Origin of the sequence: Streptomyces sp. 6N223 (assembly GCF_052246635.1) — a bacterium.
Taxonomy (GTDB): Bacteria; Actinomycetota; Actinomycetes; order Streptomycetales; family Streptomycetaceae; genus Streptomyces.
In genome coordinates, this window is sequence record NZ_JBQQCA010000004.1 from 179241 (window position 1) to 193270 (window position 14030).

The 14030-nt window shown below is 71.9% G+C and carries 15 protein-coding genes; 12 read left to right on the top strand and 3 right to left on the bottom strand.

The genetic code is table 11. From position 1 onward, the window contains the following. Window positions 1-12: 12 nt before the first annotated feature. Window positions 13-906 carry a DUF5936 domain-containing protein gene (locus tag ACTWQH_RS05075; RefSeq protein WP_443285097.1) on the top strand — a complete coding sequence of 298 codons (894 nt, stop codon included), beginning with the start codon at window positions 13-15 and terminating at the stop codon, window positions 904-906. Next, a complete protein-coding gene (locus tag ACTWQH_RS05080) occupies window positions 903-1730 on the top strand; it encodes a putative protein N(5)-glutamine methyltransferase (RefSeq protein ID WP_443285098.1) in 828 nt (275 codons plus the stop codon). Before ACTWQH_RS05075 ends, ACTWQH_RS05080 begins: the two co-directional genes overlap by 4 nt. Here the strand turns inward: ACTWQH_RS05080 and ACTWQH_RS05085 are convergent. Together ACTWQH_RS05085 and ACTWQH_RS05090 are read right to left on the bottom strand one after the other, a co-directional pair. Beyond that, window positions 1642-2199: a hypothetical protein gene (locus ACTWQH_RS05085; protein WP_443285099.1), complete on the bottom strand. Its 558-nt coding sequence runs from the start codon at window positions 2197-2199 to the stop codon at window positions 1642-1644. The two genes, ACTWQH_RS05080 and ACTWQH_RS05085, sit on opposite strands and share 89 nt — an antisense overlap. Window positions 2200-2203: 4 nt before the next feature. After that, window positions 2204-2476 carry a WXG100 family type VII secretion target gene (locus tag ACTWQH_RS05090; RefSeq protein WP_443285100.1) on the bottom strand — a complete coding sequence of 91 codons (273 nt, stop codon included), beginning with the start codon at window positions 2474-2476 and terminating at the stop codon, window positions 2204-2206. Window positions 2477-2809: 333 nt separating this feature from the next. Between ACTWQH_RS05090 and ACTWQH_RS05095 the strand changes: the two genes are divergently transcribed. The 4 genes from ACTWQH_RS05095 (at window position 2810) to ACTWQH_RS05110 (ending at window position 4994) form a co-directional block, all read left to right on the top strand. Next, window positions 2810-3016, top strand: a complete 207-nt coding sequence (locus tag ACTWQH_RS05095) for a hypothetical protein (protein ID WP_443285101.1) — start codon at window positions 2810-2812, stop codon at window positions 3014-3016. Window positions 3017-3087: 71 nt separating this feature from the next. After that, complete coding sequence (locus tag ACTWQH_RS05100) at window positions 3088-3609, top strand: hypothetical protein (protein WP_443285102.1); 522 nt, start codon at window positions 3088-3090, stop codon at window positions 3607-3609. A gap of 34 nt (window positions 3610-3643) precedes the next feature. Further along, on the top strand, window positions 3644-4252 hold the full coding sequence (locus ACTWQH_RS05105) for a hypothetical protein (protein WP_443285103.1): 609 nt from the start codon (window positions 3644-3646) through the stop codon (window positions 4250-4252). Between the two features lie 58 nt (window positions 4253-4310). Further along, a complete protein-coding gene (locus ACTWQH_RS05110; protein WP_443285104.1) occupies window positions 4311-4994 on the top strand; it encodes an OmpA family protein in 684 nt (227 codons plus the stop codon). Window positions 4995-5003: 9 nt separating this feature from the next. On the opposite strand, the gene ACTWQH_RS05115 is transcribed toward ACTWQH_RS05110, so the two are convergent. After that, on the bottom strand, window positions 5004-6782 hold the full coding sequence (locus tag ACTWQH_RS05115) for a serine/threonine-protein kinase (protein WP_443285105.1): 1779 nt from the start codon (window positions 6780-6782) through the stop codon (window positions 5004-5006). A gap of 104 nt (window positions 6783-6886) precedes the next feature. On the opposite strand from ACTWQH_RS05115, the gene ACTWQH_RS05120 reads away from it, so the two are divergent. The 6 genes from ACTWQH_RS05120 to ACTWQH_RS05145 all read left to right on the top strand — a co-directional run bounded on the left by ACTWQH_RS05120 (window position 6887) and on the right by ACTWQH_RS05145 (window position 13984). Next, the gene (locus ACTWQH_RS05120; protein ID WP_443285106.1) at window positions 6887-7459 is read left to right on the top strand and encodes a DUF1990 family protein; all 573 of its coding nucleotides are present in this window, start codon (window positions 6887-6889) and stop codon (window positions 7457-7459) included. A gap of 259 nt (window positions 7460-7718) precedes the next feature. Continuing rightward, window positions 7719-8492 (top strand): prepilin peptidase, encoded by a 774-nt coding sequence (locus ACTWQH_RS05125; protein WP_443285107.1) that lies wholly within the window; start codon window positions 7719-7721, stop codon window positions 8490-8492. A 292-nt stretch (window positions 8493-8784) separates the two neighbouring features. Continuing rightward, window positions 8785-9573, top strand: a complete 789-nt coding sequence (locus ACTWQH_RS05130) for an isoprenyl transferase (protein ID WP_443285108.1) — start codon at window positions 8785-8787, stop codon at window positions 9571-9573. 306 nt (window positions 9574-9879) lie between these two features. Beyond that, window positions 9880-11172, top strand: a complete 1293-nt coding sequence (locus tag ACTWQH_RS05135) for a PhoH family protein (RefSeq protein ID WP_443285150.1) — start codon at window positions 9880-9882, stop codon at window positions 11170-11172. Between the two features lie 424 nt (window positions 11173-11596). Next, on the top strand, window positions 11597-12304 hold the full coding sequence (locus ACTWQH_RS05140; RefSeq protein WP_443285109.1) for a transglycosylase SLT domain-containing protein: 708 nt from the start codon (window positions 11597-11599) through the stop codon (window positions 12302-12304). A gap of 183 nt (window positions 12305-12487) precedes the next feature. Continuing rightward, window positions 12488-13984: an AI-2E family transporter gene (locus ACTWQH_RS05145; RefSeq protein WP_443285110.1), complete on the top strand. Its 1497-nt coding sequence runs from the start codon at window positions 12488-12490 to the stop codon at window positions 13982-13984. Window positions 13985-14030 lie beyond the last annotated feature (46 nt).

Genomic DNA, 14030 nt, shown 5'->3' on the forward strand with positions numbered 1-14030 from the left:
GGGTGACCGCCGATGGGACTGCTTCTCGGCCTCGCCATGGGCCTGGCCGTCTTCGGCATCATCACCGGCGTGCGCATGATGCGCTCGGGAACGCCGCTGCCGCCCGACCTCGCGCTCGCGCTGGAGATCGGCTCCACCCGCGTGACGGCCACCGGCTCGGCCATCGACCGCCTGGGGATGCGCTTCGCGCCCCTCGTGCTGCGGCTGATGGGCCATAAGGCGGTGGCGCGCAAGCGGCGCCGCATCGACCAGGCGGGCAATCCGCAGGGCCTGACCATCGACCGCTACGCGGCCCGGCGTTTCGTCTACGGCGTCTTCGGGGCGTCGACGACGGTGGTCTTCGTCGCCGCCGGCGTCCCGCTCCTCGCCCTCCTCTCCCTCGCCTTCGGCGCGCTCGCCGCCGACGCGGCGATCTGGCAGGGCATCCGCGAACGCCGGGACGTCATCGACCGCACCCTGCCGGACTTCCTGGACGTGCTGGCCGTGGTCGTCTCCGCCGGACTCAGCTTCCGCCAGGCCCTCGAGCGCGTCTCCGCACGCTACGAGGGCCCGTGGGCGGACGAGATCCGCATCACGCTGCGCCAGATGGACATGGGCGTCTCCCGCCGCCAGGCGTTCGACGAGCTGCGCCGCCGCAACGACAGCGAGCCCGTCAACCAGTTCGTCACCGCCCTCCAGCAGGGCGAGGAACTGGGCGCGCCGATCGCCGACACGCTGATGCAGATCGCGCGCGACATGCGGCGTACCGACGCGCAGAACGCCCGCCGCCGCGCCGCCCGCGCCATCCCGAAGGCGACGATGGCGACGCTGGTCTTCATGGTCCCGGCCACGATGATCGTCATCGTCACCGGCATGCTGCTCGGCTCCGGCACCGACCTGACCGGCATCCTGGACGACTCCGAGTGACCGCCGACATCGTCACCCGGCTCCGCGCCGCGGGCTGCGTCTTCGCCGAGGACGAGGCGCGCCTCATCGCCGCCACCGCGCAGACGGCGGCCGAGGCCGCGGCCATGGCCGAACGCCGCGCCTCCGGCCTCCCCCTCGAACACGTCCTCGGCTGGGCCGACTTCTGCGGCCTGCGCATCCACGTGACCCCCGGCGTCTTCGTCCCGCGCCGCCGCACGGAGTTCCTCGTCGCGCGGGCGGCGGCCCTCGCGCCGCCGGGGGCCGTCGTCCTGGACCTGTGCTGCGGCTCGGGCGCGATCGGCGCGGCCGTGGCCGCGCGGTGCGGCGTGTCCGAGCTGCACGCCGCCGACCTCGACCCGGCGGCCGTGCGGTGCGCCCGCCGCAACCTCGCGCCCCTCGGCGGCCGGGTGTACGCCGGGGACCTCTACGCCCCGCTCCCCGCCGCCCTCGCGGGCCGCGTGGACGTCCTGCTGGCCAACGTCCCCTACGTCCCCAGCGACGAGATCCCGCTCCTCCCGGCCGAGGCCCGGCTACACGAGCCCCTGCTGTCCCTGGACGGTGGCGCGGATGGTGCTGCGGTGCTGCGGCGCGTCGCGGCCGGATCCGGGCGGTGGCTGGCCCCCGGCGGCGTCCTGCTGACGGAGACCGGCGAACGCCAGGCCCCGCTCGCCGCCGAGGCCCTGGCCCGCGCCGGCCTGGCCGCGCGCGTGGCCGAGTCCGACGAGGCCACCGTCGTCATCGGCGAGCTTCGGGGCCGTCCGTCGCCTCTGTCGCCTCCGTCGCCTCCGCCAGCGCCCGCAGGAACTCCTCCGGGTGGCGGGTAGCGATCAGCAGCTGCTGTCCCCGGCGGTTGGCGATGGCGACGCTGCCCATGCCCATCGGCACGGCCCAGGCCCCGCCCACCAGGCGGGGCAGCCGCTTGTCCGCCACGTTCCTGCCCCGGAAGGTGAAGCCCGAGTTCATCGATGTGGCCACGTTGCGCAGCACGCTCGCGCCCCCGTTCTCGGTGGCGCGGCGCAGCTGGGTGCGTACGGAGCGGGGGTCGATGTCCGCCACCGGGATGCGCTCCCGCCCCACGCGGAGGGTGTCCGGGGCGAGGTCGATGCGGTGGTAGACGTACTTGCTGATCGGCACGATGAGCAGCGGCACGAGCGCGAACACGTACAGCCCAGAGACGGCCAGCCAGGCCCCGGGGTTCTCCGGCAGCGCCGCGACCCCGGTCGCGGCGACGGCGGCGACGTACAGCGAGACGCAGACGACGCTCCACGTCTTAGGACCACGCTCCCGGTACATGGTCCTAGTCTCCCTCGTCGTCCTCGTTCTCTCGCTCCTCGGCGTCATCCGCCTGCGAGTCCAGGCTGTCCGCGAGCCCGCGGAGATCGCTGGCCACGGTCCCGCACTCCGTGTTCCAGGTGGTGATCGCCCCCGAGACCTCCTCCTTGTTAGGGCCCTCCCAGGTCGCCATGTCGTTGTTCACGTAGCTCCTGGCGTTGGACAGCAGCCCTTCCACGTCGCCAGCCAGCCCACGCAGTTGCTCGGCCCGATGTCTCAGATCTCCAGCTTCGCTCATGGCACCTCCAGCTCCTCCCGTTGATCGCCGAAGAGGACGAAAACCCCACCCGGCGCGGTTCCGGTAGTGAAGCTATCGAAGACAACACGATCCCCTGGAGGCCCCTGCCGAAGCGGCGTTGGGTGTGGCACCCTCAGTGTCGATAGGTGTACGGATAGGCCCGCTGGAGGGGGTCGGGCATGGTGCATCCCAGCATCAAGCGGGTGCAGCCCGGGCGTACTTGCCCACCGTGCCCCGTGCCCCGCCCCTCCGCCAGGCACTACCGTGAGGGCAACGGGGGCAGGGGCATGGACACGCCGGCTGCTGCGTGGTCAGCCGGAGGAGAGGGACGCCATGAGCAGACTGCTGCTGAAGTGGACACGCACGATCGCCGAGCGAACGCGTGGCCGTTACGACGACCGGGGCGCGGGCTTCGTGGAGTACGCGGGACTGCTCCTGTTGATTGCGACGATCGTGATCGCGGTGATGGGTCTGAGCCTGGACACCGACATCGGCAATTTCATTCAGGACCAGGTGAATCGCGTCTTCGAATCCGAGTGATTCGTGCGGTCCGTGAGTCGGCCGGAGAGCGAGGCGCGGTCTTCCCGCTTTATGTCTGGATGGTCTCCGGATTGCTCTTGATCACCCTGGTGTTCTTCGTTTTCGCGCAGGCGGCCTTCGTGCGCAACAAGGGTCAGGCCGCTGCGGACGCCGCCGCTCTGGCGGCGGCCACGGAGGCCCGTGACCAGCTCTACGACCGCTTTCTCGATGCCATAGACGGCGACGGGGACCTGGGCGACGTCCTGGAGGCGGAGGACATCGCGACGGGCTCCGCCTGCGATGAGGCCGCCCCCCGGCTCGCGGGGGAGAACGACGCGGACGTGAGCTCGTGTGGTCTCGCAAGCGACGGCAGCGGGTTCACCGTGGGAGTGACCACCAGGGACACGATCGGAGACACCGTGGTTCCTGGCACGGAGGACCAGGCGTACGACGCCGAGGCAACTGCCGTCATACGCGGCCTCTGCGAGGTCTCCGACGAAGCGGACGACCAAGTGGAGCTTGACTGCGATGATGAGGACCTGTCCTTCGACCCTGGTGACGAGGACGGACTGCCCGATGCCCGAGAACTTTTCCAGGTTTACCTAGAAGACTGACGACCGATGTTGCCCCTAGAAGGACTGGCCCTCGATGGATTTCCGTGAAAACAAGTCCCGCGTCATTCTGATCGTCGTGGCTCTGGGAGCCGCACTGGTGATCGCCGTGGCCAGTTGCGGCGGCGGCGACGACGGGGATGCAGCCCAGGAGAGCGAGGGGACCACGGAGACCCTCCCGTCCGGCGATGACAGCACCCAGGCGGACGGCGAAGGTCCGGAGGGGGACGCCGAGGAGACCGGCGAACCGGCGGAGCCGCTAGCCGAGGTGACGGGTGGGGAGAGCCTGACCCTCACGGTGACGCGGGCGGAGCGGGAGTCGGGGGGATTCCTGACCGTCGAGGGCACACTCAGCAACGCAGGCGACGGAACGTTCTTCGATCTCACCTGGGCGGGGTCTGAATCGGAACTGGCGGAGAACGGCTTCTCCATGGCAGGCGCGACGCTGACAGCGGCGGAGGAGGGAAAGAGGTACCTGATCCTTCGGGACACCGAGGGCCGGTGCCTTTGCACGGGATTCGGGAACGGAATCGAAGAGGGAGAAACCGTCTCGTGGTTCGCCCAGTTCCCGGAGCCGGACCCGGCCACGACCCAGGTCCAGTTCCAGGTCGGCGATTTGCCTCCCGCCACGATCGGGATCCGATGAGGGGATGGGGACGATGACAGACCGAGTGCGCCGTGCGAGCCAGACAACCCTGATCGCGATGACCAGCGTCTCGTTGTTGGCGTTCGCCCCTTACGCGAACGCCCAGGAGGACGACGGCGAGCCCGAACAGCCGCCGGGCTACGAGGCCCCGGAGACCCCCGAGATCGACGCCAACGCGCCCGGTCTCATGCTGAGCGACGGGGCCGCCCTCGCCGACCCCGAGGTCCTCGACATCAAGTTCGTCACAGAGGACATGGGCGGACAGGAAGACACCGGCAGCGGAGGAAACGGCAGCTCCGGGGGTGGCGGCACCGAGGATCCGGGAGGCGAAGAGCAGCCGGACGACGGCGGCGACGGCGGGACGCGCGAGGAATACACCTCGGGCCAGTACAAGTTCACGCTTCAGACCGACGTCCTCTTCGCCGAGGGCAGCGACGTGATCAGCGAGGAGGCACGCGACTCACTCGCGGAGGTGGCCGCCGCCATCGACCAGTACCACCCGCCCGAAGTGAACATCTTCGGCTTCACCGACGACCAGGGATCGTACGAGAGCGGCCGCGCGCTCTCCGAGTCCCGCGCGCAGAACACCTACGAGGCGCTGCAGGAACTCATCGAGAGTCCCGAGGGCATCCTCTTCAACGTGCGCGGCTACAGCGAGGACTTCCCCCTCTACGACAACAACACGGAGGAGGGGCGTCAGCGAAACCGCCGCGTGGAGGTCTCCTGGCCGACGGAGGAGTAGGGGCAGGGATCAGGGATTGGGTGCCCACTGGGTCGCGGTGGTTAGGTAGGTGCGCAGGTCCTCGTTGTAGGGGTCGGCCGTCACCTCGGTGATCCACAGCAGAACGACGTTCTCTTCGTCGGTTTCGACGCACAGACCCATGTCCTCGTGCAGGGTGGTGTCCTGCCACATGTCCTCAACAGGGATCAGGTGCGGAAGTGTTGGCGTGTGAGCTGCCTCGTAACATTCCTCCGCCGTGGCGTCGGGGTTGTCGATAAGGCCAGTGAAGACCTGCGGGTGAAACTCAATGCCGTTGTCGACGAGCCCGGGGTGATCGCAGTATGAGTACTGAAGCTCTATGCCGGGTTGCACGGTGGTGCCGTATGACTCGTTCGTCTCGACTTCCAGGTCGTCGAGATCCACCTCCGTGATGTTGCCTCCGTAGCAGCGGTCCTCGCGTTCGCGTGTGTCGTGATCGAAGATCGGGGCCACGATGTCGACTTCCGCGTCGCTCCTCATCACCGTGTACGCCGAATCCTCTCCACGACCGCTGCCATCCTCCGCCGCGGAGCCGCCCGCCTCATCCGGCGTGCTCGGCGACGTCATCTCCTCGCCGTGGCCTTCCGGTTCGCTCTGCGTCTCCCGCCCGTCGCCGGCCTGCGCATCGCCCTCGCCCTCGCCCTCGCCTGCCGCCCCGTCACCCCCCTCCAGAACCTGGGAAGCCAGCGCCCCGCCCACGATCGCCGCCGCCACCGCCGTGGCGGTCAGCAGCAGGGCCATGCGCCGCCCACCCGGCCGGGCCGAGGCCGAGGCCGGGATGGCGGGCGCGGCCGCGGGTGCCGCCGGCGGTGGGGGTGGCACGGGCGGCGGCGCCGCCGGGGCCGGGGGCCGGGCGCGCAGCCGGGTCGTCAGCTCGGCCGCCAGTGGCGGCGGCAGCCAGCTCTCGGCCCGCCGCAGCGTCCCGCCCGGCGCCAGCGCGCGGCACGCCTCGATCACCTGTGCGGGGCTCGGCCGCGCCGCCGGGTCCTTCGCCAGGCACGCGCCGATCAGCCCGCGCAGCGCCTCCGGCGCCGCGCCCAGCTCCGGCGGGTCCTGCACGATCCGGTACAGCACCGCGTGCGCCGATCCTTCCCCGAACGGATGCTCGCCCGTCGCGGCGTAATACGCGATCAGCCCCAGCGCGAAGACGTCCACCGCCGGCTGGGCCGCCGCCTCCGGGGAGCCCGTGATCTGCTCGGGCGCCATGTACGACGGCGTGCCGACCCGCACGTCGGTCCCGGTCAGCGACGTGGCGTCGGCGGCCCGCGCGATGCCGAAGTCGATCACCTTGGGGCCGTCGGGGGCCAGCAGCACGTTCCCCGGCTTCAGGTCGCGGTGGATCACCCCGGCCGCGTGGATGGACTGCAACGCCTCGGCCACGCCCGCAACCAGCAGCAGCACCGTCTCCAGCGGCAGCGGGCCGTGCGAGCGGATCACGTCGGCCAGCGAGGGGCCGGGCACGTACGCCGTCGCCAGCCACAGCACCGGGCCCTGCGTGCTGCTGTCCACCACCGGCACGGTGTAGACGCCCTGCACCCGCCGCGCCGCCCGCACCTCCGTCTCGAAACGCCGGCGGAACTCCGGGTCGTCGGCCAGCTCGTTCCTCACCACCTTCAGCGCGACCGGCTGGCCGCCCGGCGAGTAGGAGAGGTAGACGCTGCCCATGCCCCCGGAGCCGAGCCGCGCCCGCAGCTCGTACCCGGCGACCTGGCGCGGGTCGGTTGCGCCCAACGGGCGCATCCCCGGCGGCGTTTCCTCGTGCGATGCCATGATCCCCCCTAGCGGATGGCGAACGACGGGGCCCGGGTGGTCATGCTAGCCCGGGGCTGTCGCGGAACTTGCGCCCCGGCCCGCCGGGACGGTACGAGGGCGCTATGGCAGCGCAGACGGGCGACGGCAGGAACGACGGTACGGGCGACGGCTTCTCCGGCTTCACCTACCGCGAGGTGGGGGCCACCCACCCGGGCGGCTCCCGAGCGCCGCTGCCGCCGCCCGGATTCCACCTGCTCCGCGTCCGCACCCGCCTCGGCACCGGGCCGGGCGTGCAGCGGCGCGCCGGCGAGGCCGTCATGGGCTGGGGCATGCACCGCGCCGTCGGCGTCAGCATCCGCGCCGCCGCGCCCGAGGCCGAGCCCGGGGTCCGGGTGACCGTCGGTCTGGGGCTCGGGCGCCTGCGGCTCAACGCCCCCTGCCGGGTCGTGTGGGCGCTGCGCGAGCCCGACAGGACCGGCTGGGCCTACGGCACGCTGCCCGGCCACCCGGAGTGCGGCGAGGAGGCGTTCCTCGTGGAACGGCTGCCCGACGACTCGGTCTGGCTGACGGTGACGGCGTTCAGCAGGGCCGCGAGCTGGTACACGCGGGCGGCCGGGCCGCTGACCCGGGCGGGTCAGCGCGCGTACGCCAGGCGCTGCGGCCGCGTCCTGCGGCGGCTCAGCGGCGCGGCGTGACCGCCCGGGCAGCCGCCTGAGCAGCCGCCGAGCCCGGGGGGACGGCGCTGAAGAACTGAGCGGTAGCCGTGCGGTATGGTCTCCTCGTCAGCCGCGGCTGACACCTGTGCTGCCAGCGTCGTCACTCCCACCCCGGCGACGGCTGGCGGGGTGACCAGGAGCCAACCCCCCCGGCTCCGGTCTGACCCCATGGGGCCGGTCTGTCCCTCCCCCCCACTCGGGCAGACCGGCCCGTGGTCTGCCGCGTACGCTCGGGCCCGTGCATCCGCTGCTCATCACCGCCGCCGCCGTCTACGGTGCTCTCGTCGGGCTGCTCCTCGCCCGGCCCGGCTACCGGCTGGCCGTCGAGCACCCCGAAGCGGACGAATCGCCCGAGGCGCCCGCCGCGGCGTGGCGCGCGAGCTGCCCGCGCGGACACGACATCTCCGGGTCCTTCGGCGGCTGGCTCGGGCTCGCCCGCTGCCCGGGCTGCCCGCCCGGCCAGGTGCGCTACGGCGACCACCCGGCCCGCCTCGCCGTGCCGACCGCCGTCTGCTGCGCGGGCCTCGCCGCCGCCGTCGGGACGCGGCCCGAACTGGTGGTGTGGCTGCTCGCCGCCCCGCTGGTGGTGCTGCTGGCCGCCGTCGACCGGGCCGTGCAGCGGCTGCCCGACGTGCTCACCCTGCCGCTGGCCCTCCTCGTCATCGTGGGGCTCGGCCTCGCCGTGCCGATCCCGGACGCCGCCGGGGACTTCTCGCGGGCGCTGTGGGCGGGGGCGGTGCTCAGCGGCTCCTACTTCGTGCTCTTCCTCATCAGCCCCAACGGCATGGGGTTCGGGGACGTCAAGCTCACGATCTCCCTCGGCGTCGCCCTCGGGTGGTACGGCTGGGACGTGGTCGTCCTGGGCGTCCTGGCCGGCATGCTGCTGGCCGCCGGCTACGCCGTCTGGCTCGTCGTGGCCAGGGGCGCGGGCCGCAGGACGGCGTTCGCCCTCGGGCCGTGTCTCGCGCTGGGATCGCTGGTCGCGCTGCTGGTCGGCGGCCTGGCGGCGTAGGCCGGCGCCCCCGTCCGGACGCCGTCCGCAGCCCGCCGGGCGTCCCCTCTCCAAGGCACTCTTCAAGGCGCTCTTCAAGGCGCTTCAAGGCGCTCTTCAACAATCCGGCACCGAATCTCGTCCCGGATGCACGCACCATTGCCCGGCATGCGTTACGGTGGAATCCCCCCCTCGGGCCGGTCCGTCACCCCCCCCACGGACCGGCCCGCTTCCTTTTGTCAGGGCTGTCTGCGGCAGGCAGTAGAGTGCTTGAACCAGGGGTGCCGGAGCCTACGGAGGGGCTGACGCAGGGATGAGCGCGAGCGGGGTCGGGATGAAGAACAAGCTGCGCCGCCTGGCCGTCCGGCTGTACGCGCGGCGCGTGGAGGGGCGGCTCGACACCGCGCGGGGGCCGAAGCACATCGGCGTGATCCTGGACGGGAACCGCCGCTGGGCCAAGGCCGCGAGCAACTCGACGAGGCAGGGGTACCAGGCGGGGGCGGCCAAGATCCAGGAACTGCTGGGCTGGTGCGCCGAGACGGACGTGGAGGTCGTCACCCTCTGGCTGCTGTCCACGGACAATCTGGGCCGCGACCCCGAGGAGCTGAACCCGCTGCTGTCCATCGTCGAGGGCGCGGTGAGGAACCTCGCGGCCGACGGGCGATGGCGGGTCAACCACGTGGGCGCGCTCGACGTGCTGCCCGAGCGGACCCGGCGGGTGCTGCTGGAGGCGGAGGAAGAGGCGGGAAACCGCGAGGGAATACTCGTCAACGTCGCGGTGGGGTACGGCGGGCGCCAGGAGATCACCGACGCGGTCCGCTCGCTGCTGGCCAAGCGCGCGGCCGAGGGGCAGACGCTGGAGCAGGTCGCCGACTCGCTGGGCGTGGAGGACATCTCCGAACACCTGTACACGCGGGGGCAGCCCGACCCGGACCTGGTGATCCGCACCAGCGGGGAGCAGCGGCTGTCCGGATTCATGCTCTGGCAGAGCGCCCACTCGGAGTACTACTTCTGCGAGGCGTACTGGCCCGCCTTCCGCAAGGTGGACTTCCTGCGCGCGCTGCGCGACTACGCTGCGCGTCACCGGCGTTACGGCATCTAGCCTACGCGGGCCGCTCCCGAAGGTCTCTGAGCAGGAGCGGCGCCCGGGGATCTCTTCGCATGAGATGCGCAGACTGCGGGCATATTCACCGCGGGTCGCGCGTCGGCGCGTCCCGCCGGGAGGCCCGTTTGCGTACCACGGAGATGGAACGGGGCCGGCACCGGGCCCCCGCGTGGTGGGCCCCGCCGGCACCAGACCCCCGGCGTCCCGAAACCCAGGCTGGTCGTGGCGCCGTGATCCCGTTCCTCGTCCGAGGGGGTTCGTCCACACGTGGCCACCAGCAACAAGCGCTCCATCGACCGCCGCATGTACGTCCTGGACACCAGCGTCCTGCTCGCCGACCCGTCCGCCATCACCCGCTTCGACGAGCACGAGGTGGTGCTGCCGGTCGTCGTCATCTCCGAGCTTGAGGCGAAGCGCCACCACCCAGAGCTGGGGTACTTCGCCCGGCAGGTGCTGCGGCGTCTCGACGAGCTCCGGGTGCGGCACGGCCGGCTCGACACCCCCCTGCCGGTCGGGGACCTCGGCGGCACCCTCCGGGTGGAGCTGAACCACTCCGATCCGGCCATCCTGCCGCCGGCCATGCTCAACGAGCGGGGCCGGCTGGCGGACAACGACTCCCGCATCCTCGCGGTGGCCCGCAACCTCCAGGCCGAGGGCCACGACGTGACGGTCGTCTCCAAGGACCTGCCGCTGCGCATCAAGGCGTCCTCGGTCGGGCTGGCCGCCGAGGAGTACCGCGCGGAGCTCGCCATCACCGACGCCGACGGGTGGACGGGGATGGTGGAGATCACGCTGCCGGGGGAGTCGGTCGACGAGCTCTTCGCCGCGGAGAGCGTGTACGAGGCGAAGGCCGCCGAACTGCCGGTCCACACCGGCCTGGTCATCTCCTCCGAGCGGGGCCGTGCGCTGGGGCGGGTCGCCCCCGGCGGGCGGGTGCGGCTGGTGCGCGGCGACCGGGAGGCGTTCGGCATCCACGGGCGCAGCGCCGAGCAGCGGATCGCGCTCGATCTGCTGCTCGACCCGGAGGTCGGGATCGTCTCGCTCGGCGGCCGGGCGGGCACCGGCAAGTCGGCGCTGGCGCTGTGCGCCGGGCTGGAGTCGGTGCTGGAGCGGCGGCAGCACCAGAAGGTGATGGTCTTCCGCCCGATCTACGCCGTGGGCGGGCAGGACCTGGGTTATCTTCCCGGCAGCGAGGCCGAGAAGATGAACCCGTGGGCGCAGGCCGTCTTCGACACGCTCTCGGCGGTGACCACGCGCGAGGTCATCGAGGAGGTCGTGGCGCGCGGCATGCTGGAGGTGCTGCCGCTGACCCACATCCGGGGGCGTTCGCTGCACGACGCGTTCGTCATCGTCGACGAGGCACAGTCCCTGGAGCGGAACGTGCTGTTGACGGTGCTCTCCCGGGTCGGCCAGGACTCGCGGGTGGTGCTGACGCACGACGTGGCGCAGCGGGACAACCTGCGCGTGGGGCGTTACGACGGGGTCGTCGCGGTGGTGGAGCGGCTCAAGGGGCACCCGCTCTTCGCTCACGTCACGCTGACGCGCTCCGAGCGTTCGCCGATCGCCGCGCTGGTGACAGAGATGCTGGAAGAGTGACGTACGCGGCTCAATTGGGCGCGTCCCGGTGAATCGGACACCGGGGTGATTATCGTCCCGCCGATGTCGATGGTGGGCGCAGCGTAAGGCCAGGTAGGCGAACTACGGGCGCTTTTCCGCGAAGTGGCAAGGCCAAACGGCGTGTGAGCTTTCCCACACTGAGTCGAATTGCCACCCGCCGCCCGCGTCCGGCAGTGTGTCCGTCTGTCAGGCCCCGCATGTGGCAGACCGATAACAACCTCACAACTAAACAACGGCCATTCGCCACATGCCGCCCGAAGCACCACGCGGGTTCGCGCGCCCACCAACGCCGGACCCCGAACGGGTCAGTGCCTCCCGTGACCGACTACGAGGGGAGGCCCGTGAAAGGGGCACGATTGCGCCCGCGAGGTCACCTAAGCGGGCGATGTCGGAAGGAAACCGTGTGAGCCGGATCTCGGTCCGGGGATTCGCAGTGGCGTCCGCCACCGCGGTGACTGCCGTGGGCTCGGCCGTCGGCGTCGCCTCGGGAGACGAGCGACAGGACGCCGCCGACGACCTTGAGGTGGTCGCCGCAGACGCGACGCTACTCGCCGAAATACCCGCTGGCACGAACGCCCAGCTGCAGACCGCATCGTTGACACAGCAGGCGGAGACACAGTCCACCGCCGCTGACGCCGAGGCCCGCATCGCCGCCCAGGAGGCGGCGCGGCTGGAGGCCGCCGCCAACGCCTCGGCGAAGAAGGAGGCCGAGGAGGAGGCCGAGCGCGAGGCGCGGGAGGCCGCCGAGGCGGCTGCCGCCGCGGAGGCGGCGGAGGAGGAGGCCGCCGCGGCCTCCGAGATCCCCGTGCAGACGTCGTACACGGTGTCGGAAGTTCAGGCCATCGCCCAGTCGATGGTGCCGGCCGACCAGTTCACCTGCTTCTCGTCCATCGTCGACCACGAGAGCGGCTGGGACCACACCGCCACCAACCCGTACTCCGGGGCCTACGGCCTGATGCAGGCACTGCCGGGCTCGAAGATGGCCTCGGCGGGTGCCGACTGGCAGACCAACCCGGCCACCCAGATCGAGTGGGGCCTGATGTATATGGGCGACCGGTACGGCAGCCCGTGCGGCGCCTGGGAGTTCTGGCAGGCGAACGGCTGGTACTGACGGCGTCCCTCGGCTGGCCCGCCGACGGTGCCGGGTAAGCCACAGACATTCCTCCCCGTGTCCGGCAGGGCACGGGGAGGTTTCGTTTTCCCGGCAACTCCCCGGGAGTGCCCCTGCGGGGCGAGGTCTCGCGGTAACGTCGTCGCGCATTGCGTGAGACTGCAGGGGGCGGAGGGAAACGGGATGTCACGACGGGGACGGCTCAGGACGGGTGTGGGACGGTTGCGCTCGCGCCTGAGCTTCCGTGCGGCCGCGCAGCGGGAACAGCAGCGGCTGGAGCGCGAGGCAAGCGAGCGCGGCGAGGCCGAGGCCCGCCGAGGCGGCGGCGACGAGGCGGGGGAGCACCTGGGGGGCCGCGCCCGCAAGGCGGTGCTCGCCGGCTCGCCCGAGCTGGAGCCGCCCCAGCGCCCTGAGGCCGCCGCGGCCGCTGAGCCGGCGGCGGCCGTCGAGCCGGCCGCGGCGGCCGTGCCCGGCGAGGCGCCGCCGCCGCCCGCGCCCCCGCCCACGGCGGCCGCGGGCGCGGAGGGCGGCAAGCCCGCCCCGGCCACGATGGTTCCGTGGGGCATGCGCGTCGCCGCCGAGGCAGGCTGGCGGCTGCTGGTGCTGGCGGCGGTCGTCTGGGTGCTGATCCAGATCGTCGGCGCCATCAGCCTGCTCGTCATCTCCTTCACCGTCGGCCTGCTGATCACCGCGCTGCTCCAGCCGTTCGTCGGCTGGCTCAGGCGCCTGGGCATCGGCCGGGGCGCGTCCACGGCGATCACGGCGCTCGGTGGCCTCGCCGTCATCGGCCTGGCCGGGTGGTTCGTGGTCTGGCAGGTCATAGACAACAGCGATGACCTGACCGAAGAGGTCCAGGACGGCATCGAACGCCTGCGGAACTGGCTGATCGAGGACGCCCCCTTCGACGTCTCCGAGAAGAACCTCGACGAGTGGGTCGACAGCATCAACCAGTGGATCAACGAGAACCAGGACACGCTGACCTCGGCCGGCCTGGAAGCCGCCAACTACGCGGTGGAGTTCTTCAGCGGCGCCGCCATCGCCCTCTTCGTCGTGCTCTTCCTGCTCTACGACGGGCGGGGCGTGTGGCATTGGTTCCTGAAGCTGGTGCCCTCCAACGCCCGGCCGGCGATCGCGGGGGCCGGGCCCCGGGCGTGGATCACGCTCACCGGCTACGTGCGCGGCACGGTGATCGTGGCCCTCATCGACGCGATCGGCATCGGCATCGGGCTGGTCGTCCTCGACGTGCCGCTGGCGATCCCCCTCGCCGTCATCGTCTTCATCGCCTCGTTCGTGCCGCTGGTCGGCGCCGTCGCCTCCGGGGCGTTGGCCGTGGTGGTGGCCCTGGTCACCAACGGCCTGGTGGACGCGCTGATCGTGCTCGGCGTCGTGCTGCTGGTGCAGCAGATAGAGGGTCACATCCTCCAGCCCTTCATCCTGGGCCGAATGGTGCGGGTGCACCCGCTCGCCGTGGTGCTCGGCGTGGCCTCCGGGTCGATGGTGGCCGGGATCCCCGGCGCGATCGTCGCCGTGCCGCTGATCGCCGTGACCAACACGGTCGTCGCCTACCTGCGGGCCTACCACGACGAGGCCGACCGCCGCGCGGGCGGCGCGCCGCCCGTCTCCGGCGCCACGGTGGCCGAGATCGCCCCGACCCCGCCGCCCGCCCCGGGCAGGGACTGACCGAGGAGGGCCGGGCGGGCCGAGGGCCGGGCTCGCGGACCGGGGC

Bases quoted from the DNA above. Each gene is read 5' to 3' on its own strand.
- ACTWQH_RS05075 (WP_443285097.1), top strand. From the start codon at position 13: ATGGGACTGCTTCTCGGCCTCGCCATGGGCCTGGCCGTCTTCGGCATC.
- ACTWQH_RS05085 (WP_443285099.1), bottom strand. From the start codon at position 2,199: ATGTACCGGGAGCGTGGTCCTAAGACGTGGAGCGTCGTCTGCGTCTCG.
- ACTWQH_RS05090 (WP_443285100.1), bottom strand. From the start codon at position 2,476: ATGAGCGAAGCTGGAGATCTGAGACATCGGGCCGAGCAACTGCGTGGG.
- ACTWQH_RS05095 (WP_443285101.1), top strand. From the start codon at position 2,810: ATGAGCAGACTGCTGCTGAAGTGGACACGCACGATCGCCGAGCGAACG.
- ACTWQH_RS05105 (WP_443285103.1), top strand. From the start codon at position 3,644: ATGGATTTCCGTGAAAACAAGTCCCGCGTCATTCTGATCGTCGTGGCT.
- ACTWQH_RS05110 (WP_443285104.1), top strand. From the start codon at position 4,311: ATGACCAGCGTCTCGTTGTTGGCGTTCGCCCCTTACGCGAACGCCCAG.
- ACTWQH_RS05115 (WP_443285105.1), bottom strand. From the start codon at position 6,782: ATGGCATCGCACGAGGAAACGCCGCCGGGGATGCGCCCGTTGGGCGCA.
- ACTWQH_RS05120 (WP_443285106.1), top strand. From the start codon at position 6,887: ATGGCAGCGCAGACGGGCGACGGCAGGAACGACGGTACGGGCGACGGC.
- ACTWQH_RS05130 (WP_443285108.1), top strand. From the start codon at position 8,785: ATGAGCGCGAGCGGGGTCGGGATGAAGAACAAGCTGCGCCGCCTGGCC.
- ACTWQH_RS05135 (WP_443285150.1), top strand. From the start codon at position 9,880: ATGTACGTCCTGGACACCAGCGTCCTGCTCGCCGACCCGTCCGCCATC.
- ACTWQH_RS05145 (WP_443285110.1), top strand. From the start codon at position 12,488: ATGTCACGACGGGGACGGCTCAGGACGGGTGTGGGACGGTTGCGCTCG.